Origin of the sequence: Streptomyces sp. CA-142005 (genome assembly GCF_050942335.1) — a bacterium.
Classification (GTDB): Bacteria; Actinomycetota; Actinomycetes; order Streptomycetales; family Streptomycetaceae; genus Streptomyces.
In genome coordinates, this window is sequence record NZ_CP192078.1 from 7,070,001 (window position 1) to 7,092,787 (window position 22,787).

Sequence of the window (22,787 nt, forward strand, 5' to 3'; positions counted from 1 at the left end):
GGGTAGGGGAGCGTCGTCTGCCGGGTGAAGCGGCACTGGAAGGTAGTCGTGGACGGTTGACGAGTGAGAATGCAGGCATGAGTAGCGATTCACACGTGAGAAACGTGTGCGCCGATTGACTAAGGGTTCCTGGGTCAAGCTGATCTGCCCAGGGTAAGTCGGGACCTAAGGCGAGGCCGACAGGCGTAGTCGATGGATAACCGGTTGATATTCCGGTACCCGCTGTGAAGCGTCAAACATCGAATCCAGTGATGCTAAGGCCGTGAAGCCGCCCCGGAGCCTTCGGGCAAAGGGGAGTGGTGGAGCCGCCGGACCAAGCTGGTAGTAGGTGAGTGATGGGGTGACGCAGGAAGGTAGTCCATCCCGGGCGGTGGTTGTCCCGGGGTAAGGGTGTAGGACGCAGGGTAGGCAAATCCGCCCTGCATTAAGTCTGAGACCTGATGCCGAGCCGATTGTGGTGAAGTGGATGATCCTATGCTGTCGAGAAAAGCCTCTAGCGAGTTTCATGGCGGCCCGTACCCTAAACCGACTCAGGTGGTCAGGTAGAGAATACCGAGGCGTTCGGGTGAACTATGGTTAAGGAACTCGGCAAAATGCCCCCGTAACTTCGGGAGAAGGGGGGCCACACCTGGTGATCCAATTTACTTGGTGAGCTGGGGGTGGCCGCAGAGACCAGCGAGAAGCGACTGTTTACTAAAAACACAGGTCCGTGCGAAGCCGTAAGGCGATGTATACGGACTGACGCCTGCCCGGTGCTGGAACGTTAAGGGGACCGGTTAGCTCCATTTCGGTGGGGCGAAGCTGAGAACTTAAGCGCCAGTAAACGGCGGTGGTAACTATAACCATCCTAAGGTAGCGAAATTCCTTGTCGGGTAAGTTCCGACCTGCACGAATGGCGTAACGACTTCTCGACTGTCTCAACCATAGGCCCGGTGAAATTGCACTACGAGTAAAGATGCTCGTTTCGCGCAGCAGGACGGAAAGACCCCGGGACCTTTACTACAGTTTGATATTGGTGTTCGGTTCGGCTTGTGTAGGATAGCTGGGAGACTGTGAAGCACGCACGCCAGTGTGTGTGGAGTCGTCGTTGAAATACCAGTCTGGTCGTGCTGGATGTCTAACCTGGGTCCGTGATCCGGATCAGGGACAGTGTCTGATGGGTAGTTTAACTGGGGCGGTTGCCTCCTAAAGGGTAACGGAGGCGCCCAAAGGTTCCCTCAGCCTGGTTGGCAATCAGGTGTTGAGTGTAAGTGCACAAGGGAGCTTGACTGTGAGACCGACGGGTCGAGCAGGGACGAAAGTCGGGACTAGTGATCCGGCGGTGGCTTGTGGAAGCGCCGTCGCTCAACGGATAAAAGGTACCCCGGGGATAACAGGCTGATCTTCCCCAAGAGTCCATATCGACGGGATGGTTTGGCACCTCGATGTCGGCTCGTCGCATCCTGGGGCTGGAGTCGGTCCCAAGGGTTGGGCTGTTCGCCCATTAAAGCGGTACGCGAGCTGGGTTTAGAACGTCGTGAGACAGTTCGGTCCCTATCCGCTGTGCGCGTAGGAGTCTTGAGAAGGGCTGTCCCTAGTACGAGAGGACCGGGACGGACGAACCTCTGGTGTGCCAGTTGTTCTGCCAAGGGCATGGCTGGTTGGCTACGTTCGGGAGGGATAACCGCTGAAAGCATCTAAGCGGGAAGCCTGCTTCGAGATGAGGACTCCCACCCACTTGATGGGGTAAGGCTCCCAGTAGACGACTGGGTTGATAGGCCGGATCTGGAAGCCAGGTAACTGGTGGAGGTGACCGGTACTAATAGGCCGAGGGCTTGTCCTCAGTTGCTCGCGTCCACTGTGTTGGTTCTGAAACCACGAACAGCCCCGCTGGAAGATGCGGTGCGGCGTTCACAGTTTCATAGTGTTTCGGTGGTCATAGCGTGAGGGAAACGCCCGGTTACATTCCGAACCCGGAAGCTAAGCCTCACAGCGCCGATGGTACTGCAGGGGGGACCCTGTGGGAGAGTAGGACGCCGCCGAACAATTCTTATAAAGAGGTCGGATCCTGAACTTCGGTTCGGGGTCCGACCTTTTTACGTTTCGCTTAACGTGTCGTTCACCCAGCGCGCCCAGCATCCAGCACATGGGAACTGCTGCAATGCTCAGGGCCGCCGGCGTCGGAGTCGGTGACGAGGTCGTCGTACCTGCCTTCGGGAACGTCGAGGTCGCCGAGGCCGTGACCCTGGCCGGTGCGCTGCCGGTGTTCGCCGACATAGACCCGGTCACCTACTGCCTCGACCCCGGCGCTGTCGAGGCAGCCGTAACCCCGCGCACGGCCGCGGTCGTTGTCGTACACCGCTTCGGACGGCGGGCCGATGTGCGGCGGTTGCACGCGCTCGGGCAGCGGCACGAGGTGCTGGTGCTGGAGCAGGGCGAGTCCGAGGCGCCGTACGACGAGATAGCGCAGCGCAGGGAGCGCGCCGCCTACCTCGACGCCAAGCTCAGGGGCGTACGGACGCCGGACGGCGGGGACGGGCACACCTACCAGCAGTACGTCGTGCGGGTGCCGGGGAACGGCCGGCCGGACCGGGACGCCTTCGCGATGGCCTTGCGGGCCAAGGGGGTTGAGTGCCGGGTGCCGGTCAAGACGCCCGTGCACCGGCTGCCGGAGTTCCGTCGGTGCGTGTCCCTGCCGGAGACCGAGCTGGCCGCCGACGAGACGCTGACGCTGCCCGTGGACGCCGCGCTCACCAAGCGGGAGATGCAGCGGATCGTGTCGGCGTGCAACGCGCTCGGGGGACTGCTGCAGCCCGCCTACTGAGTGGGTTCCGAACGAATTTGGGAACTCGGGCCTGCTCGGGGTACAGTTTCTTCGTCGCCGCGAGGGAAACCTCGAAAACGACAAGCCCCTATAGCTCAGTCGGCAGAGCGTCTCCATGGTAAGGAGAAGGTCAACGGTTCGATTCCGTTTGGGGGCTCCAGCAGAAAAGGCCTCACCCTTTCGGGTGGGGCCTTTTTCGTGCCTGATGCCGGCTCAGGCCTCCTTGTGGATTCCCGGGACACGCATCGCCAGGATCGCCATGTCGTCCGAGGGCGCGTCCGACGCGAAGCGTTCCACCGCGCGCATGATGCGTGCGGCGACCGCGCCCGCCGTCAGACCCGTGCACGTGGTGAGGACGTCGGCCAGGCCGTCGTCGCCCAGCATGCGCGCGCCCTCACGGCGTTCCGTGACACCGTCCGTGACGCACAGGAGCACATCGCCGGGGTCGAGGGTGACGGTCTCCTCGTGCAGCTCCAGGTCCTCGATCACGCCCAGCAGCGGCTGCGGTTCGGCGGCCGGCGTCACCGTGCCGTCCTGGCGCAGGCGCAGCGGGAGCGGATGGCCGGCGCAGACCACCTTCAGCTCGGCGCTGCCGTCCTCCTGCGGGCGCATCTCGCCGTAGAGCAGGGTCAGGAAGCGGCTGCGGTCGCCCTCGTCGAGGATCGCGGAGTTCAGGCGCTGCAGGACCGCCGGTCCGGACAGGCCCTCACGGGCCAGCAGCCGCAGGGCGTGCCGGGCCAGGCCGGTGACCGCCGCCGCGTTCGGGCCCGTACCGCACACGTCTCCGATGGCGAAGCCGTAGGCGCCGTCACCGATCGGGAAGAGGTCGTAGAAGTCGCCGCCGACCTCGTTGCCCTCGCCCGCCGCGCGGTAGATGACCTCCACCTCGACGCCGTCGATCTGCGGCAGGCCCGGAGGCAGCAGACTGCGCTGGAGTGACTGGCTGATGGCCGTGCGCTCCGAGTACAGGCGGGCGTTGTCCAGGGCGAGCGCGGCCCGGCGGGAGAGGTCCTCGGCCAGTTCCAGGATTTCCTGGCGGAAGTGTTCGTCGGTGGGCTTGCCGAGGGTCAGCATGCCGATGACGCGGTTGCGGGCCACGAGCGGCAGGACGACCGTCTCCCCGCCGACCGCGGCGGCCGTGGCGAGGGTCGGGCCGATGCCCGAGGAGATCTGGCGCGTGGGGCCGCCGGACAGGCCGAGGCTGCGCATGGAGGTGCGCAGGGCTGCCTGGTGGGCCACCTCGCCGGGGGTGGTCCAGACGCGGGCGCCGGGGGTCGGTACCGGGTCCGGCGGCGGGACCTTCGACAGCAACGACTTGATGCCGTCGATGAGTTCCTCGTCCTCGTGCAGGACGTACGACAGATACGGCTCGGAGGCCTGGTCGGCGATCGTGTAGACGGCGCACCAGGTGGCCAGCGTCGGGACCGTCATCTGGGCCATCAGGGCCAGTGTCTGGTCGCGGTCCAGGGTGCCGGCCAGCAGGTCGGAGGCTTCGACCAGGAAGCTCAGGGAGCCCCGGCGCAGCCGCTCCAGCTCGCCCAGGCGGGCCGACTCGACGGCCAGGGCGATGCGGTCGGCGGCGAACTGCAGGCGCAGTGCCTCCTCGTTGGAGTACCGGCCCGGGGCCTCGGCCGCGACGCCGAGGGAGCCGGTGAGGCGGCCTTCGACCTTCAGCGGGACGGTGACGACCGAGCGCATGCCGGTGCCGGACAGCAGCGGTACGGCGCCGGGTACGGCGGTGAGGTCGTCGTGGACGGCCGGCATGCGCGCGGAGCCGTAGCGGCCGGGGCCGGCCTCGACGGGCACGCGCGCGAAGCGCTGGCGGGCGGAGGGCAGGCCCGTGGAGGCGCGGACCTCCAGTTCGGTCTCGTCGTCGGTGGCCAGCAGCAGGAACGCGGAGTCGCCGTCGAGCATGTCGCGGGCGCGCTCCACCGTGCGCTGCAGGAGGCCGTCGAGGTCGTCCGGGGCGGGGGAGCCGATGAAGACCTCGAAGGGGTCGGTGCTCTGGCCGTCGGAGGACGGGGCCTGGTCGCCGGCCGGGACGCGCGGCGGGCTCTGCAGCACGGCACGCTCGTCGTCGCGGACCAGGAGGCAGACGGTGGAGGGTTCGCCGCCGGTGTCGCGGACCCTGAGGTGGGAGGCGTAGACCGAGGCCACCCGGCCGTCGGCGCCGCGGATGCCGTAGCTGCCCTCCCAGCGGGAGAGCTGCAGGGCCTCGGCCACGCCGGTGCTGGTGCCCGGGGTGTGCGGCCAGGCCGCCAGTTCGGTGAGGGGCCTGCCGATCACCTCGTCGGACGAATAGCCGAACAGGTCTTCGGCGTCCTCGTTCCAGGAGGTGATCGAGCCCTTGCGGTCCACCTGGAGGACCGCGACACGGACCCGGCCGTCGGCCAGCGGCAGCAGTTCGGCGGGCAGGGACGGGCCGGCGGTGCGGGTGCCGACCGGGCGTTCGGGGAGGTTGAGCTGGAACCAGACGTTCTTGTGGGTGGGCGAGTAGTCCACGCCCCAGCGGGTGGCCAGGGCCGCGCACAGCTGCAGGCCGCGGCCGCCCTCGCGGTCGGGGCTGCCCATGGAGGCGGGGGAGTTCTGGAGGGGAACCTCGCGCTCGGGGTAGCGGTCCGAGACCTCGATGCGCACACCGTCCTCGGCGCGCAGGCACAGGACGTCCGCGTGCGTGCCCGCGTGGACGACCGCGTTGGTCACCAGCTCGCTGGTGAGGACCACGGCGTCGTCGACGATGTCGGCGAAGCCCCAGCCCTGGAGGGTGTCGCGGACGAAGGACCGGGCAGTCGCTACCGATCGCCCCACGGGCTCGAAGGTGGCGGCCGCGCGCGCGGTGATCACAGAACTCCTCGACCGGTTGTCTACGTGCAGGGCTGCGTGGCCGGCGGGCTCGCGCCGCTGCTGCGGCATCAGGTCGCCCGTCGGCTGTGGCTCCGGGGGCTGTTCCCCGGGGATGACTCCGGTGGTCATGGTCTGCGGCCGCCCCTCCGATGCCCGCTCGTTCTCGTGCCACCGCCCAAGCCGGTCGGACCGGTGCGGCTGGACAGCCGCATGCAAGGTTACTTACCTTCGCCGTCCGAGCGGATGCCGGTCGCCGGTGTTTACCCCCCATGGTGTGCGGACGATGTGCGAAGCTGCCGAACTGTTATGGCCTGGTTCGGCCGGGGTGAAACACTGGGCAAGCTTCTGATGAAGGTCGGGTCAGCCTGCGTGTGTTCCGTGTACGGCGGGCAGCAGCCTCTGGTGTGGCCGGATCTCGTCTGGCAGAAATACGCAGCAGTAACCGGTACGCGGAAGTAACCGGTATGCCGATGACCGGCACGCCGGGCCGAAGCGGCCGAGCACAGCAGTAACGGTCTACCCCTCCGGGAGGGACACAGTGGAGTCTGGCGCGGCGACGCGTGGCACGAAGACGCGCGCGAAAGGCGGACCGTCCCTGGGCAAGCGCGGCGAGACCACCGCCGTTGACACGGCTGCCCTGAACCGGCTGCTGGCGGCTCTCGTCTCGATGCGTGACGGGAACTTCCGCAAGCGGCTCACCGTCTCCGGGGACGGGGTGATGTCGGAGATCGCGGCCGTCTTCAACGAGGTGGCCGACCGGAACCTGCATCTGACCGGTGAGCTGTCCCGGGTACGGCGCATGGTGGGCCGTGAGGGCAAACTCACGGAGCGGCTGGAGACGGGGGCATGCGAGGGCTCCTGGGCGTCCGCGATCGACGCCTCCAACGCGCTGGTCGACGATCTCGTGTGGCCGGTGTCGGAGGTCGGCCGGGTCCTCACGGCGGTCGCCGAGGGTGATCTGTCGCCGCGGATGGAGCTGCGGACGCAGGCACTGGACGGCGGCACCGGGCACCCGCTGCGGGGTGAGTTCCTGAAGGTCGGCCGTACCGTCAACAACCTGGTCGACCAGCTGTCCACGTTCACGGACGAGGTCACGCGCGTGGCCAGCGAGGTCGGCACCGAGGGCAAGCTCGGCGGTCAGGCCAGGGTGCGCGGTATGTCCGGTTCGTGGAAGGACCTGACCGAGTCCGTCAACACCATGGCGCGGCAGCTGACCGCGCAGGTGCGGGACATCGCCCTGGTGACGACGGCGGTGGCGCGGGGTGATCTGTCACGCAAGGTGACCGTGCAGGTCGCCGGCGAGATGCTGGAGCTGAAGAACACCGTCAACACGATGGTGGAGCAGCTGTCCTCCTTCTCCGTCGAGGTGACCCGGGTCGCCCGTGAGGTGGGCACCGAGGGCATCCTGGGCGGTCAGGCGCAGGTGCCGGGTGTGGCCGGCGTGTGGAAGGAGCTGACCGACTCCGTCAACACGATGGCGGGTAACCTGACCGCGCAGGTGCGAGGCATCTCGCAGGTCACGACCGCCGTCGCCAATGGTGATCTGTCGCAGAAGGTGACGGTTCCGGCGCGCGGCGAGGTCGCGCAGCTCGCCGAGACGATCAACCAGATGACCGAGACGCTGCGGATCTTCGCGGACGAGGTCACGCGCGTGGCGAACGAGGTCGGCGCGGAGGGCCGGCTCGGCGGACAGGCGAACGTGCCGGGCGCCGCCGGTACGTGGAAGGACCTGACGGACTCCGTCAACACGGTCTTCCGGAACCTGACCACGCAGGTGCGGGACATCGCCACGGTGACGACGGCCGTGGCCAACGGCGACCTGTCGCAGAAGGTCACGGTCGACGTGGCCGGCGAGATGCTGGAGCTGAAGAACACCGTCAACGGGATGGTGGACCAGCTGTCGGCCTTCGGTGCCGAGGTGACGCGGGTCGCGCGGGAGATCGGTGTCGAGGGCGAGCTGGGCGGCCAGGCGCAGGTGCCGGGCGCGGCCGGTGCCTGGAAGGACCTGACCGACTCCGTCAACACCGCGTTCCGCAACCTCACCGGTCAGGTGCGCAACATCGCCCAGGTGACCACGGCGGTGGCCAACGGCGACCTCTCCCAGAAGGTCACCGTGGACGTCTCCGGCGAGATGCTGAAGCTGAAGAACACCGTGAACACGATGGTGGACCAGCTGTCGAGCTTCGCCGACCAGGTCACGCGGATGGCCCGGGACGTGGGTACGGAGGGCCGGCTGGGCGGCCAGGCCCGGGTGGACGGCGTGTCGGGCACGTGGAAGGAGTTGACGGACTCCGTCAACTTCATGGCCGGCAACCTGACCTCGCAGGTGCGGCAGATCGCCCAGGTGACGACGGCCGTGGCGCGCGGTGACCTGTCGCAGAAGATCGACGTTGACGCGCGCGGCGAGATCCTCGAGCTGAAGAACACGATCAACACGATGGTCGATCAGCTGTCCGCCTTCGCCGACCAGGTGACCCGGGTGGCCCGTGACGTGGGTACCGAGGGCCGCCTCGGCGGTCAGGCGCAGGTGCCCGGAGTGGCCGGTGTCTGGCGGGACCTGACCGACTCCGTGAACGGCATGGCCGGCAACCTGACGGCCCAGGTGCGCAACATCGCGCAGGTCGCGACGGCCGTGGCGCGGGGTGACCTCTCCCAGAAGATCACCGTGGACGCGCGCGGGGAGATCCTGGAGCTGAAGAACACCCTGAACACGATGGTGGACCAGCTGTCGTCGTTCGCCCAGGAGGTCACGCGTGTGGCCCGTGAGGTGGGTACGGAGGGCATCCTCGGCGGTCAGGCCGAGGTGCAGGGTGTCTCCGGCACCTGGAAGGACCTCACGCAGTCCGTGAACTTCATGGCGAACAACCTGACGATCCAGGTGCGCAACATCGCCGAGGTCACGACCGCGGTCGCCAAGGGTGACCTGTCGAAGAAGATCACTGTTGACGCGAAGGGCGAGATCCTCGAGCTCGTCACGACGGTCAACACCATGGTTGATCAGCTGTCCAGTTTCGCCGAGCAGGTGACCCGGGTGGCCCGTGAGGTGGGCACCGAGGGCATCCTGGGCGGCCAGGCGCACGTTCCGGGTGTCACGGGTATCTGGAAGGACCTGAGCAACAACGTCAACCTGATGGCCAACAACCTGACCATGCAGGTGCGGAACATCTCCCAGGTCGCCTCGGCCGTCGCCAACGGCGACCTGACGCGTCAGGTGACCATCGAGGCGCGCGGCGAGGTCGCGCAGCTCGCCGACACCATCAACATCATGGTGAAGACGCTGAGTTCGTTCGCCGACCAGGTCACCAAGGTGGCCCGTGAGGTGGGCACGGACGGCATCCTGGGCGGCCAGGCGCACGTGCCGGGTGTGGCCGGCACCTGGAAGGACCTCACCGAGTCCGTGAACCAGATGGCGTCCAACCTGACCGGTCAGGTGCGCAACATCGCCATGGTCACCACGGCGATCGCCAAGGGTGACCTGACCAAGAAGATCGACATTGACGCGCGCGGCGAGATCCTCGAGCTGAAGACGACGATCAACACCATGGTCGATCAGCTGTCCAGCTTCGCCGAGGAGGTCACGCGCGTGGCCCGCGAGGTGGGCACCGAAGGACAGCTCGGCGGCCAGGCACGCGTGCGTGACGTCGACGGCACCTGGCGGGACCTGACCGAGTCGGTGAACGAGATGGCCGGGAACCTGACCCGGCAGGTGCGTGCCATCGCGCGCGTGGCGACCGCGGTGACCCGCGGCGACCTGAACCTGAAGATCGACGTCGACGCGTCCGGCGAGATCCAGGAACTGCAGGACTACATCAACAAGATGATCGCCAACCTGCGCGACACCACGATCGCCAACAAGGAGCAGGACTGGCTCAAGGGCAACCTGGCCCGTATCTCCGGCCTCATGCAGGGCCGCCGGGACCTGGAGGACGTGGCCTCGCTGATCATGAGCGAGCTGACGCCGGTCGTATCCGCGCAGCACGGCGCCTTCTTCCTGACGATGCCGCTGATGGAGGGCAAGGACGTCGGCGACGGCGAGGACAACTACGAGCTGCGGATGCTGGGTTCGTACGGCTACTCGATGGGTTCCATGCCGACGTCGTTCCGGCCCGGTGAGGCGCTCGTCGGCACGGCCGCCCAGGAGAAGCGCGCGATCCTGGTGGAGAACGCGCCCAGCGGGTATCTGAAGATCTCCTCCGGCCTCGGCGAGGCCCCGCCGGCGCAGGTGATCGTGCTGCCGGTGCTGTTCGAGGGGAATGTGCTCGGTGTGATCGAGCTCGCCTCCTTCACGCCGTTCACGCAGATCCAGAAGGACTTCCTCAACCAGATCGCCGAGATGATCGCGACGAGCGTCAACACCATCTCGGTCAACACCAAGACCGAGCAGCTGCTGAAGCAGTCGCAGGAACTGACCGAGCAACTGAGGGAGCGCTCGGCCGAGTTGGAGAACCGGCAGAAGGCGCTGCAGGCCTCCAACGCCGAACTGGAGGAGAAGGCCGAGCTGCTGGCCCGGCAGAACCGCGACATCGAGGTGAAGAACACCGAGATCGAGGAGGCCCGGCAGGTCCTGGAGGAGCGCGCCGAGCAGCTCGCGGTGTCGATGCGCTACAAGAGCGAGTTCCTCGCCAACATGTCGCACGAGCTGCGTACGCCGCTCAACTCGTTGCTGATTCTGGCCAAGTTGCTCGCCGACAACGCCGAGGGCAACCTCTCGCCCAAGCAGGTGGAGTTCGCCGAGACCATCCACGGCGCCGGCTCCGACCTGCTTCAGCTGATCAACGACATCCTCGACCTGTCGAAGGTCGAGGCGGGCAAGATGGACGTCTCGCCGACGCGTATCGCGCTCGTGCAGCTCGTGGACTACGTGGAGGCCACCTTCCGTCCGCTGACCGCGGAGAAGGGCCTGGATCTGTCCGTACGGGTCTCCCCGGAGCTGCCCGCGACCCTGCACACCGACGAACAGCGGCTGCTGCAGGTGCTGCGCAACCTGCTGTCGAACGCGGTGAAGTTCACCGACTCCGGATCGGTGGAGCTGGTGATCAGGCCGGCCGGCGCCGATGTGCCGGTGGGCATCCGGGAGCAGCTGCTGGAGACCGGCTCGCTGGCCGATCCGGACGGGCCGCTGATCGCGTTCTCGGTGACGGACACCGGCATCGGCATCGCGGCCAGCAAGATGCGGGTGATCTTCGAGGCGTTCAAGCAGGCGGACGGCACGACCAGCCGCAAGTACGGCGGCACCGGCCTCGGTCTGTCGATCTCCCGGGAGATCGCGCAGCTGCTCGGCGGTGAGATCCACGCGCAGAGCGAACCGGGCCGCGGCTCGACGTTCACGCTGTACCTGCCGCTGCACCCGAGCGAGCTGCCGCCGCAGGGCTACCAGCAGTCCGTGCCCCCGCTGGGGGCGGGCGAGCTGCTGGCCTCGGAGGCCGAGCGGTCCTCGGAGCTGTCCGCCGTGGAGATCGAGACCCCGGCCGAGGTGAAGTCCTACCGCGAGACGCAGAACGGTCCCGCGGCGCTCTTCCGGCGCCGGCGCCGGAGTCTGCCGCAGGGCGAGCAGCGGCCCGAGCCGTGGACGGCGGTGCCGGAGCAGGAGGGCGTGCCGCAGTCCGCGCGCGGGGTGCGGTTCGGCGGCGAGAAGGTGCTGATCGTCGACGACGACATCCGCAACGTGTTCGCCCTGACCAGCGTCCTGGAGCAGCACGGTCTGTCGGTGCTGTACGCCGAGAACGGCCGCGAGGGCATCGAGGTGCTGGAGCAGCACGACGACGTGGCGGTCGTGCTGATGGACATCATGATGCCGGAGATGGACGGGTACGCGACGACCACGGCGATCCGCAGGATGCCGCAGTTCGCCGGGCTGCCGATCATCGCGCTGACCGCGAAGGCGATGAAGGGCGACCGGGAGAAGGCGATCGAGTCCGGTGCCTCCGACTACGTGACCAAGCCGGTCGACCCGGATCATCTGCTGGCCGTGATGCAGCAGTGGATGGGTGGAAAGTGACGAGATCGGCGCTCCGGGATGTGAACACCCGGGGAACCCTTGGCGTGGGTCGGGAGTTGTCCCCTTGAGGTGGGGGCGAAGGTACGGCTTAAGGTGGCCTGCGAACGTATGGGAATGCCGGATTCCGGGAACCATCCCGGCCCCCGCCGCGTTTCCGGTACGTGCACAGTGACATCGCGGTGACAGGGTGTGGCGACAGGCGGGGTGCGGCTACGATGACCGGCACAAGGACGGGCGGCGAAAGGGAGTCGTCCCCTGGGGCGGCGCCCGGTGTACCGCCGGGGCGAGGAGGGCGGGCCATGGTGCAGAAGGCCAAGATCCTCCTGGTCGATGACCGGCCGGAGAATCTGCTGGCGCTGGAGGCGATCCTCTCTGCGCTCGATCAGACGCTGGTGCGGGCATCGTCCGGGGAGGAAGCGCTCAAGGCACTGCTCACGGACGATTTCGCGGTCATTCTGCTGGATGTCCAGATGCCGGGCATGGACGGATTCGAGACCGCCGCGCACATCAAGCGGCGCGAGCGGACCCGGGACATCCCGATCATCTTCCTCACGGCGATCAACCACGGCCCGCACCACACCTTCCGGGGCTACGCGGCGGGCGCGGTCGACTACATCTCCAAGCCCTTCGACCCGTGGGTGCTGCGCGCGAAGGTCTCGGTGTTCGTCGAGCTGTACATGAAGAACTGCCAGCTGCGGGAGCAGGCGGCGCTGCTGCGGCTGCAGTTGGAGGGCGGCGGCAAGGGCGCGGTCGGCGGCAAGGAGTCCGCCGGGCTGCTCGCCGAGCTGTCCGCGCGGCTCGCGGCCGTCGAGGAGCAGGCCGAGGCCCTGTCCAAGCAGCTGGACGACGATTCGGCGGACGCGGCCGCGGTGGCCACGGCGGCCCATCTGGAGCGCAAACTCACCGGGTTGCGGCGCGCGCTCGACGCCCTGGAGCCGGGTGCCGGCCCGGGCGGCTCTTCGGTGCCGGCGCAGAACTGACGTCCGCCCGGGCGCTGGTTGCCGATGAGCGTGCGTCAGTTCCGGTCACCCGCAAGGGCGACACGAACGGGTGAAGCTGTGGGCACACGTGTCCGCTGTCGTCTCCCCCGGTAACCTCACACCCATGGCCTCACGTCCCTCCGCAGCCAAGAAGCAGCCCGCCAGGAAGGCGGCCGCTCCGGCGAAGGCTCCGGCGAAGAAGGCCGCAGCGAAGAAGGCCCCGGCCAAGAAGGCGCCCGCCAAGAAGGCCCCGGCCAGAAAGGCCGCGCCGCCGAAGCCGGCGCCCAGCCCCACCGGGGGCGTGTACCGGCTCGTGCGCGCCCTCTGGCTGGGCCTCGCGCACGCCGTCGGCGCCGTCTTCCGCGGCATAGGGAAGGGCGCGAGGAACCTCGATCCGGCCCACCGCAAGGATGGCATCGCGCTGCTGCTGTTCGGCATCGCGCTGATCGTCGCCGCCGGCACCTGGGCCGACCTGAAGGGCCCCGTCGGCGATCTGGTGGAAATCCTCGTCACCGGCGCCTTCGGCCGGCTCGACCTGCTGGTGCCGATACTGCTCGCGGTGATCGCCGTACGGTTCATCCGGCACCCGGAGCAGCCCGAGGCCAACGGGCGGATCGTGATCGGCCTGTCCGCACTCGTCATCGGCGTGCTCGGGCAGGTCCACATCGCCTGCGGTTCGCCCGCCCGCAGCGACGGCATGCAGGCCATAAGGGACGCCGGCGGACTCATCGGCTGGGCGACGGCCACCCCGCTGACGTACTCCATGAGCGACGCGCTCGCCGTACCGCTGCTGGTGCTGCTGACGATCTTCGGGCTGCTCGTGGTGACCGCCACCCCGGTCAACGCCGTACCGCAGCGGCTGCGCGCGCTCGGCGTACGCCTGGGCGTGCTGCACGACCACGAGGCGGAGGACTTCACCGAGGACGACGAGCGCTACGACGACCAATGGCGCGAGGCGCTGCCCGGGCGCTCCCGTAAGCGCTCGTCCGCCCCCCAGGCGTACGACCCCGACAGCGCCGAGGAGGAGGCCCTCTCGCAGCGCCGTGGCCGCCCCCGGCGCTCCGCGGTGCCCCAGCCGGACCCACAGCGCCGGATGGACGCCGTGGACGTCGCCGCGGCCGCCGCCGCGGCGCTCGACGGCGCGGTGCTGCACGGCATGCCGCCCTCCCCGCTGGTCGCGGACCTCACCCAGGGCGTCAGCGTGGGCGACCGCGAGGAGACCACGCCGGTGCCCACTCCGGCCCCGGCCCCCGCGCCCGCCCCGACGCCGGTCCCGGCCGCGCGCCCCAAGCAGGAGAAGCTCGAGCTCGGGACCGTCCCCGACCTCACCAAGAAGGCCCCCGAGGAGCCGCGCGACCTGCCGCCGCGCGCGGAGCAGCTCCAGCTCTCCGGGGACGTCACCTACGCGCTGCCGGCGCTGGACCTGCTCACGCGCGGCGGCCCCGGCAAGGCGCGCAGCGCAGCGAACGACGCGGTCGTCGCCTCGCTCACCCAGGTCTTCACCGAGTTCAAGGTCGACGCGGCCGTCACCGGCTTCACCCGCGGCCCGACGGTCACCCGCTACGAGGTCGAGCTCGGTCCCGCCGTGAAGGTCGAGCGGATCACCGCGCTGACCAAGAACATCGCGTACGCCGTCGCCAGCCCGGACGTGCGGATCATCAGCCCGATCCCCGGCAAGTCCGCGGTCGGCATCGAGATCCCGAACACCGACCGGGAGATGGTCAACCTCGGCGACGTGCTGCGCCTCGCGGAGTCCGCCGAGGACGACGATCCGATGCTCGTCGCCTTCGGCAAGGACGTCGAGGGCGGCTACGTGATGCACTCGCTGGCGAAGATGCCGCACATGCTGGTCGCCGGTGCGACCGGTTCGGGCAAGTCGTCCTGCATCAACTGCCTGATCACCTCGGTCATGATGCGGGCGACCCCCGAGGACGTCCGGATGATCCTGGTCGACCCCAAGCGCGTCGAGCTGACCGCCTACGAGGGCATCCCACACCTGATCACGCCGATCATCACCAACCCCAAGCGGGCCGCCGAGGCGCTGCAGTGGGTCGTGCGCGAGATGGACCTGCGCTACGACGACCTGGCGGCGTACGGCTACCGGCACATCGACGACTTCAACCAGGCCGTCCGCGACGGCAAGGTCAAGCCGCCCGAGGGCAGCGAGCGCGAGCTGCAGCCGTACCCGTACCTGCTGGTGATCGTGGACGAGCTGGCCGACCTGATGATGGTCGCCCCGCGCGACGTCGAGGACGCGATCGTGCGCATCACCCAGCTCGCGCGCGCGGCCGGCATCCATCTGGTGCTCGCCACCCAGCGCCCGTCGGTCGACGTGGTCACCGGTCTCATCAAGGCCAACGTGCCCTCCCGGCTCGCCTTCGCCACCTCCTCGCTCGCCGACTCCCGGGTCATCCTCGACCAGCCCGGCGCCGAGAAGCTGATCGGCAAGGGCGACGGCCTGTTCCTGCCGATGGGCGCGAACAAGCCGACCCGTATGCAGGGCGCGTTCGTCACCGAGGCCGAGGTCGCGGCCGTCGTACAGCACTGCAAGGACCAGATGGCGCCCGTCTTCCGGGAGGACGTCACGGTCGGCACCAAGCAGAAGAAGGAGATCGACGAGGACATCGGCGACGACCTGGACCTGCTGTGCCAGGCGGCCGAGCTGGTCGTCTCGACCCAGTTCGGGTCGACCTCCATGCTCCAGCGCAAGCTGCGCGTCGGCTTCGCCAAGGCCGGGCGGCTCATGGACCTCATGGAGTCCCGCAACATCGTGGGGCCGAGCGAGGGATCCAAGGCGCGTGACGTTCTTGTGAAGCCTGAGGAGCTGGACGGCGTGCTCGCCATGATTCGCGGGGAGTCTGAGGAGTAGGGCGAAAGGCCGTCCGGCGGACGCCGGTCACGCCGGGTGGCGGGCGCCGTCGTGATCCACCCGTTAGAGAGCGGCGAGCAACCGTTTCCCTTCGTCGTACGTCCAGTTGAGCGAAAGGACAGATGGGCGTCCCACCATGGGGTACCCACCTGTCGAATCATAGGAATGTCCGGCCATTCCTATGGTGGACAAGTAAGACCGCCCGGTTGCCCCACCCTTTCGTACCCCCCCTAGACTGAGCTTCCAGCACAGGTGGCTACACGCTCGAAAGGCGCCCCCGTGTCCATCGGCAACTCCCCTGAAGACGAGCGTCCGTTCCAAGACGAGTCCCAGGAAGCCCGTGTCTCCGTGGGCCGCGCCCTGCAGCAGGCGCGGATTGCGGCCGGGCTCACCGTGGGCGACGTCAGCACCGCCACTCGTGTCCGTATCGCCATCATCCACGCCATCGAGGCGGACGACTTCGGCCCCTGTGGCGGCGATGTGTACGCCCGCGGACACCTCCGTACGCTGGCGAAGGCCGTCCACCTCGATCCCGCACACCTGATCGCCCAGTACGACGCCGAGCACGGCGGCCGTCCCGCGCCCACCCCGGCAGCACCCCTGTTCGAGGCCGAACGGATCCGGCCGGAGCGGCGCGGGCCGAACTGGACCGCCGCCATGGTCGCCGCGATCGTCGTGGTGATCGGCTTCGTCGGCTTCACCGCGGTCAAGGGCGGCGACTCGGGCAACGACGCGAAGTCCCAGGTCGCCGGCGGCGGCACGCCAGCGCCGAGCAAGTCCGCCTCGCCGAGGCCGAAGAAGGACAAGCCCGCCACGCCGACCCCCGAGCCCTCCGACAGCGCCATCGCCGCCGCGCCCCAGGACAAGGTGACCGTCCAGGTCAGCGCGCCCAACGGACGCAGCTGGATCTCGGCCAAGGACCACAACGGCCGGATGCTCTTCGACGGGCTGCTGAAGAAGGGCGAGTCCAAGACCTTCCAGGACAGCTCCAAGATCAACCTGATCCTCGGCGACGCCGGCGCCATCGAGCTGTACGTCAACGGCAAGAAGATCGACGACAACTTCCAGCCCGGCCAGGTGGAGCGCCTCACCTACACGAAGGGCGACCCGGTGGCGGGCTGAGCGGCCCTTGGGGGAGAGCGTGTGTGACGGGGTTGGCCAGGATCGGCCAACCCCGTCGACGTGGGCTGTCAGTGAGACGAAGTACTCTTGAGCCCATGCCTGAACGCCGTACCGTCGCACTCGTCACTCTCGGCTGCGCCCGTAACGAGGTGGACTCGGAGGAGCTCGCAGGCCGTTTGGAGGCGGACGGCTGGCAGCTCGTCGAGGACGCCGCGGACGCCGACGTCGCCGTGGTCAACACGTGCGGCTTCGTCGAGGCCGCGAAGAAGGACTCCGTCGACGCCCTCCTGGAGGCCAACGACCTCAAGGACCATGGGAGAACCCAGGCCGTCGTGGCGGTGGGCTGCATGGCCGAGCGGTACGGCAAGGAACTCGCCGAAGCGCTGCCCGAGGCCGACGGCGTGCTCGGCTTCGACGACTACGTGAACATCTCCGACCGCCTGCAGACCATCCTGTCCGGCGGCGTCCACGCCTCCCACACCCCGCGCGACCGCCGCAAGCTGCTCCCGATCAGCCCGGCCGAGCGGCAGGAATCGGCCTCGTCCGTCGCCCTGCCCGGGCACGGCCCCGCCGACCTGCCGGAGGGCGTGGCGCCCGCCTCCGGCCCCCGCGCGCCCCTGCGCCGCCGCCTCGACGGCTCCCCGGTCGCCTCGGTGAAGCTGGCCTCCGGCTGCGACCGGCGCTGCTCCTTCTGCGCCATCCCGTCCTTCCGCGGCTCCTTCATCTCCCGCCGCCCCAGCGACGTGCTGAACGAGACCCGGTGGCTGGCCGAACAGGGCGTGAAGGAGATCATGCTGGTCTCCGAGAACAACACCTCCTACGGCAAGGACCTGGGCGACATCCGCCTGCTGGAGTCCCTGCTGCCGGAGCTGGCCGAGGTCGACGGCATCGAGCGGGTGCGGGTGAGCTATCTGCAGCCGGCCGAGATGCGACCCGGCCTGATCGACGTGCTGACCTCTACCCCGAAGGTCGCCCCGTACTTCGACCTGTCCTTCCAGCACTCCGCGCCCGGCGTGCTGCGCGCCATGCGCCGCTTCGGTGACACCGACCGCTTCCTGGAACTGCTCGACACGATCCGCTCCAAGGCGCCCGAGGCCGGTGTGCGCTCCAACTTCATCGTCGGCTTCCCCGGCGAGAGCGAGGCGGACCTGGCCGAGCTGGAGCGCTTCCTGAACGGCGCCCGCCTGGACGCGATCGGCGTCTTCGGCTACTCCGACGAGGAGGGCACGGAGGCGGCGACGTACGACGACAAGCTCGACGCGGACGTCGTGGCCGAGCGCCTGGCCCGGGTGTCCCGGCTGGCCGAGGAACTCGTCTCGCAGCGCGCCGAGGAGCGCGTCGGCGCGACCGTGCACGTCCTGGTCGAGTCCGTCGACGAGGAAGAGGGTGTGTACGGCCGTGCCGCGCACCAGGCGCCCGAGACCGACGGGCAGGTTCTGCTCACGAGCGGCGCCGGCCTCGGCGTCGGACGTATGGTCGAGGCGAAGGTGGTCGGTACGGAAGGTGTCGACCTGGTGGCCGAGCCGCTGACCGGCTCGCTCGCGTGCAGTGAGGAGGCGGGCAGATGACCGGAGTCCCGGCATCCGCCGCGGGCGGCTCCTCCGGCGCGCACGGCGCCCGGGGTTCCGCCGCCGCTGCCGACGGCGCTCGGTCCGAGGTCTCCGGTTCTGCTCCAGGTCCCGACAACGGCGGCCGGCCCGCGCGCGGCGGGAAGATCGCGGCCGCGGCCGTCAACCAGGCGAGCGTCTGGAACGTGGCCAATCTCCTGACCATGCTCCGGCTGCTCCTGGTGCCCGGCTTCGTGGCACTGATGCTGGCGAACGGCGGCTACGACCCGGCCTGGCGCTCGCTGGCCTGGGCGGCCTTCGCGATCGCCATGATCACCGACCTGTTCGACGGGCATCTGGCGCGCACCTACAACCTGGTCACCGACTTCGGGAAGATCGCCGACCCCATCGCCGACAAGGCGATCATGGGGGCGGCGCTGATCTGTCTGTCGGCCCTGGGCGATCTGCCGTGGTGGGTGACGGCCGTCATCCTCGGCCGGGAACTCGGCATCACGCTGCTGCGTTTTCTGGTCATTCGCTACGGCGTGATCCCGGCCAGCCGCGGCGGCAAGCTCAAGACCCTCACCCAGGGGGTGGCGGTCGGGATGTATGTGCTGGCGCTGACGGGATGGCTGGCCACGCTGAGGTTCTGGGTGATGGCCGCGGCGGTCGTCCTCACCGTCGTCACCGGACTCGACTATGTGAGACAAGCCATCGTGCTGCGCAGGCAGGGAATCGCCGAGCGCGCGGCGGCGTTGGAGGAGAAGGAAGCGTGAGCTCGTCGGCCACCGAACTGGTGCGACTACTGACCGTGAGGGGCGAGACCCTCGCCGTCGCCGAGTCGCTCACCGGTGGCCTGGTGGCGGCGGAGATCACCTCGGTCCCCGGAGCGTCCAAGGTGTTCCGGGGTTCGGTCACCGCCTACGCCACCGAGCTGAAGCATGAGCTGCTGGGTGTCGACGCCACCCTGCTGGCGCAGCGGGGAGCGGTGGATCCGCAGGTGGCGAGCCAGATGGCAGCCGGAGTACGGAAGGTTTTGGGCGCCGACTGGGGCATCGCGACCACCGGAGTCGCAGGCCCAGAACCGCAGGACGGCCGACCCGTCGGGACGGTCTTCGTGGCCGTCGACGGGCCGCTCACGGACCGCCCCGGTTCCGCCGGTGGCGGAAAAGTGGAAGCCCTGCGGTTGAACGGCAGCCGTGCGGAAATTCGTATGGAGAGTGTACGGAGCGTACTCGCAGTGCTCCTCGAGCAGCTTGCGGGCGAACAGATCGGTAATGAGCGGGCACAGGATACGGAACGGAACGGGGGGTTTTGATGTTTGCAGCCCTGAGTGAACACGACATCGCTCCCCGCACGGCCGCAGCGCGAGGCGGTACGGTGGGGCGAGAAGGCTACGCGGTCCGAGGAGGGAGCCACCGATGATTCTGCTCCGTCGCCTGCTGGGTGACGTGCTGCGTCGGCAGCGCCAACGCCAGGGCCGTACTCTGCGCGAAGTCTCCTCGTCCGCCCGAGTCTCACTCGGCTATCTCTCCGAGGTGGAGCGGGGGCAGAAGGAGGCTTCCTCCGAGCTGCTCGCCGCCATCTGCGACGCGCTGGACGTACGGATGTCGGAACTCATGCGAGAAGTGAGCGACGAGCTGGCGCTGGCCGAACTGGCCCAGTCCGCCGCGGCCACCGAGCCCGTGCCCACGCCGGTCCGTCCGATGCTGGGTTCCGTCTCGGTGACCGGTGTGCCACCGGAACGGGTGACCATCAAGGCGCCCGCGGAGGCGGTGGACGTGGTCGCCGCGTGACGTACGCCCGCGCGGCTTAGCGAACGTGTGAAGCCCCGGCCGGGCTTCCCGGGACGAACCCGGGAAGCGTGGCCGGGGCTTTCTTTTTGTCGGCCACAGGTGCGATGTGCGTCACTTTGTGCCCGTTTGCCGGGCTCGGTCGGTGCGGTCATGGTGGAGGGACGTGACGGCGCCGAAGCACCGGAGGAAGCGGATGTACGTCGTGAAGAGCCCGCTGGCCGAGGGGGACCTGAAGACCGTGGCCGAGGCGCTGCAGGGTGCCCTCGTGGACCTGGTGGACCTCTCCCTTGTTGCCAAGCAGATCCACTGGAACGTCGTCGGGCCCCGCTTCCGCTCCATCCACCTCCAGCTCGACGAGGTCGTGGCCTCCGCGCGCACCCACTCCGACACGGTCGCCGAGCGGGCCTCGGCCCTGGGCGTACCGCCGGACGGGCGTGCCGCCACGGTGGCCTCCGGCAGCGGCATCGGCACCACTCCGGCGGGCTGGATCAAGGACGGGGACGCCGTCGGGGCGATGGTGGACGCGCTCGGCGCGGTGATCGCCGCGATGCGGGTGCGGGTGGCGGCGACGGGGGAGCCGGATCCGGTGTCCCAGGACATCTTCATCGGCATCACGGCGGATCTGGAGAAGCATCACTGGATGTTCCAGGCGGAGCACGCGTAGGTGCGGTGGCCGGGGCGGGTGCCTGTGCCCGGTGGTTGCCCTGTGCTGGGCGCACCGTCCGGCGCCGGACGGGCTGGTCCTTGTGCACCGATGAGCCCGATGTGCGCCTCCCGCGTCGCGCGGGCCGCGCACTAGCGTCCCGCAGGAGGTGGTGACGGCCATGGTGGGGCGGATAGCGCGCTGGACGGTCGGGCTGGGGCTCACAGCCGTGTGGTGGTGGGCCGTGCTGCGGATCACCCTGGGGCAGGGCGCGGGCGTGCTGGAAGCCGCCGTCGCGGCCGGCGGCTGGGGGCTGAGCGTGCTGCCCGTGCACTGCGTCCCCAAGGGGCAGGCCGCGGGTGCGGTGCCGAAGGGGCGCTGGGTGGCCGCCTGGCGGGTGGGGGACGTTACCAGGGCATCGCCACGCCCCCGTTCGGGCGAAGTATCTGACCCGTCGTGAACGCCGAGGCGTCCGAGGCCAGGTACAGCACCGCGTGGGCGACGTCGTCCGGCTCACCGACCCGGCCCAGCGGCGCCATCCGGGTCATCACGCCCTCGGTGTGCGCCTGCGCCTCGCGGTCGTGGCGGGCGGTCATGGGGGTGCGGATCCAGCCCGGCGCGATCGCGTTGACCCGGATGCCGTGCCGGCCGACCTCGGTGGCCAGCGTCCTGGTCAGCTGGACCACGGCCGCCTTCGCCGCGCCGTAGCAGAGCAGCCCGGGCCCGCCGGTGTCGACCGCGCCGGAGGCCATGGTGACGATGCTGCCCCGTGTGTCACGGGCCAGCATCGAGCGGGCCGCCTCCTGGCAGGCGTACAGCACGCCTTTGAAGTTGACGTTCAGCACCCGGTCGAGATCCTCGTCGCGGGTCTCCAGCACGGCGCTGCTGTGCATGATCCCGGCGATCGCCGCCATCACGTCCAGACGCCCGCAGGACTGGACGGCCTCGGCGACCCGGGCCCGGTCGGTGACGTCCAGGACATGGGTGCGGGCCGTGCCGCCGCGCTTCTCGATCAGCTCCGCCGTGCCCCGCAGGCCGTCCGCGTCCCGGTCGGCGCAGTGCACCATGGCACCCGCCTCGGCGAGCAGCACGGCGGAGGCCCGGCCGATACCGCCGGCGGCTCCGGTGACGAAGGCGGTGCGTCCGGTGAGGTCGTACGCCGTGAGGGGCATGCACCGACGGTACGAGCGTTTCTGACGGTCCGTCAATTACCGTGCGGAATCGGCCCGTGTGCGTGCAACGGACCAGGGGTGCGGGGTGGAGCGTCAGGTGGTGCGGCGGGGCCGGAGGTCTTGTCGGTGCCGGGGTGAGCCGGGGGCCGGGGCGGGGCCCGCCTGGCAGGTGGGGCACCAGTAGGTGGGGCGTTCCCGGGAGCCGTCGCCCTGGTCGGCCACGCGGACCTGGGTGTGGCAGCGCAGGCAGGGGCGGGATGCGCGGCCGTAGACGAACAGGTCGTGCCGGTGCAGGCCCGTGGTCTGGCGGACCGGGCGGTCGCGGTTCGCCTCCAGGAGTCTCTTGGCGAGCGTGGGCAGCTTCTCTGCGCGGTCCGCGGGCAGCGCGCCGATCGGCAGCCACGGCGTGACGCCCAGCAGGAAGCACAGCTCGCTCTTGTAGATGTTGCCGATGCCGGCGAGGTTGCGCTGGTCGAGCAGGGCCTCGCCGAGCGGGCGGGCGGGGTCGGCGAGGAGGTTGGCGAGGGCGCGCTCGGGGTCCCAGTCCGGGCCGAGCAGGTCGGGGCCCAGGTGGCCGACGACCCGCTCCTCCTCGCCCGTGCGCAGCAGCTCCAGGACCTGGAGCCGGTAGCCCACGGCCGTACGGTCGGCGGTGCCGAGGATCGCCCGGATCTGGTGTGCCGGACCGCCCCGCCAGCGCTCGCCGGTGCCGAACACCTTCCAGGCGCCCTCCATCCGCAGGTGCGTGTGGAGAGTCAGGCCGCCCTCGAACCGGGTGAGCAGGTGTTTGCCGCGCGGGACCGTGCCGAGCACCGTACGACCCGTGAGGTCGACCGTCGCGTACTTCGGCACCCGGAAGTCGCTGCGGGTCAGCGCCTTGCCCGCGAGGGCCTCGTGCAGCCGCCTCGCGGCCTGCCAGACCGTGTCACCTTCGGGCATGCGTCAAGGGTGCCACGGCCGGGTGAGGCCGGCGTTCGCTGGCGGGGCGTTCGCCGGCGCCGGCAGGGTGCTCG

The 22,787-nt window shown here is 69.2% G+C and carries 13 protein-coding genes, 1 tRNA gene and 2 rRNA genes (1 of these 16 only partly in view); 13 read left to right on the top strand and 3 right to left on the bottom strand.

Annotated features, from left to right (window positions below; translation table 11 throughout):
- The 4 genes from ACQPXS_RS33015 to ACQPXS_RS33030 all read left to right on the top strand — a co-directional run.
- A 23S ribosomal RNA gene (locus ACQPXS_RS33015) occupies window positions 1-1,822 on the top strand; it begins 1,294 nt to the left of the window's first position.
- An 85-nt stretch (window positions 1,823-1,907) separates the two neighbouring features.
- Window positions 1,908-2,024, top strand: a 5S ribosomal RNA gene (rrf, locus tag ACQPXS_RS33020).
- Window positions 2,025-2,140: 116 nt separating this feature from the next.
- The gene (locus ACQPXS_RS33025) at window positions 2,141-2,803 is read left to right on the top strand and encodes a DegT/DnrJ/EryC1/StrS family aminotransferase (RefSeq protein WP_356305285.1); all 663 of its coding nucleotides are present in this window, start codon (window positions 2,141-2,143) and stop codon (window positions 2,801-2,803) included.
- A gap of 84 nt (window positions 2,804-2,887) precedes the next feature.
- Window positions 2,888-2,963 (top strand) — tRNA-Thr (locus ACQPXS_RS33030).
- A 53-nt stretch (window positions 2,964-3,016) separates the two neighbouring features.
- On the opposite strand, the gene ACQPXS_RS33035 is transcribed toward ACQPXS_RS33030, so the two are convergent.
- Window positions 3,017-5,776: a SpoIIE family protein phosphatase gene (locus ACQPXS_RS33035; protein ID WP_433453002.1), complete on the bottom strand. Its 2,760-nt coding sequence runs from the start codon at window positions 5,774-5,776 to the stop codon at window positions 3,017-3,019.
- Window positions 5,777-6,185: 409 nt separating this feature from the next.
- Here ACQPXS_RS33035 and ACQPXS_RS33040 point away from each other — a divergent pair, with 409 nt between their 5' ends.
- The 9 genes from ACQPXS_RS33040 (at window position 6,186) to ACQPXS_RS33080 (ending at window position 20,623) form a co-directional block, all read left to right on the top strand.
- Complete coding sequence (locus ACQPXS_RS33040) at window positions 6,186-11,645, top strand: HAMP domain-containing protein (RefSeq protein ID WP_433453004.1); 5,460 nt, start codon at window positions 6,186-6,188, stop codon at window positions 11,643-11,645.
- 299 nt (window positions 11,646-11,944) lie between these two features.
- A complete protein-coding gene (locus tag ACQPXS_RS33045; protein WP_069778400.1) occupies window positions 11,945-12,625 on the top strand; it encodes a response regulator in 681 nt (226 codons plus the stop codon).
- A gap of 124 nt (window positions 12,626-12,749) precedes the next feature.
- Window positions 12,750-15,494, top strand: coding sequence for a DNA translocase FtsK (locus ACQPXS_RS33050; RefSeq protein WP_433453005.1), 2,745 nt, complete (start codon window positions 12,750-12,752; stop codon window positions 15,492-15,494).
- A 279-nt stretch (window positions 15,495-15,773) separates the two neighbouring features.
- Window positions 15,774-16,616 carry a helix-turn-helix domain-containing protein gene (locus ACQPXS_RS33055; protein ID WP_433453007.1) on the top strand — a complete coding sequence of 281 codons (843 nt, stop codon included), beginning with the start codon at window positions 15,774-15,776 and terminating at the stop codon, window positions 16,614-16,616.
- Window positions 16,617-16,711: 95 nt separating this feature from the next.
- Window positions 16,712-18,184, top strand: coding sequence for a 30S ribosomal protein S12 methylthiotransferase RimO (rimO, locus tag ACQPXS_RS33060; protein ID WP_351805791.1), 1,473 nt, complete (start codon window positions 16,712-16,714; stop codon window positions 18,182-18,184).
- Entirely contained in the window at window positions 18,181-18,939 is a 759-nt protein-coding gene (gene pgsA / locus ACQPXS_RS33065) for a CDP-diacylglycerol--glycerol-3-phosphate 3-phosphatidyltransferase (protein ID WP_351805793.1), read from the top strand. Before rimO ends, pgsA begins: the two co-directional genes overlap by 4 nt.
- Window positions 18,936-19,481, top strand: coding sequence for a CinA family protein (locus ACQPXS_RS33070; protein WP_433453008.1), 546 nt, complete (start codon window positions 18,936-18,938; stop codon window positions 19,479-19,481). The genes pgsA and ACQPXS_RS33070 overlap by 4 nt, the downstream gene beginning before the upstream one ends.
- 103 nt (window positions 19,482-19,584) lie before the next feature.
- Complete coding sequence (locus ACQPXS_RS33075) at window positions 19,585-19,959, top strand: helix-turn-helix domain-containing protein (protein WP_053666341.1); 375 nt, start codon at window positions 19,585-19,587, stop codon at window positions 19,957-19,959.
- 193 nt (window positions 19,960-20,152) lie between these two features.
- The gene (locus tag ACQPXS_RS33080; protein ID WP_356304912.1) at window positions 20,153-20,623 is read left to right on the top strand and encodes a Dps family protein; all 471 of its coding nucleotides are present in this window, start codon (window positions 20,153-20,155) and stop codon (window positions 20,621-20,623) included.
- Window positions 20,624-21,009: 386 nt separating this feature from the next.
- On the opposite strand, the gene ACQPXS_RS33085 is transcribed toward ACQPXS_RS33080, so the two are convergent.
- The gene (locus ACQPXS_RS33085; RefSeq protein WP_433453009.1) at window positions 21,010-21,774 is read right to left on the bottom strand and encodes an SDR family NAD(P)-dependent oxidoreductase; all 765 of its coding nucleotides are present in this window, start codon (window positions 21,772-21,774) and stop codon (window positions 21,010-21,012) included.
- Window positions 21,775-21,867: 93 nt separating this feature from the next.
- Entirely contained in the window at window positions 21,868-22,713 is an 846-nt protein-coding gene (locus ACQPXS_RS33090) for an Fpg/Nei family DNA glycosylase (protein ID WP_433453011.1), read from the bottom strand.
- Window positions 22,714-22,787 lie beyond the last annotated feature (74 nt).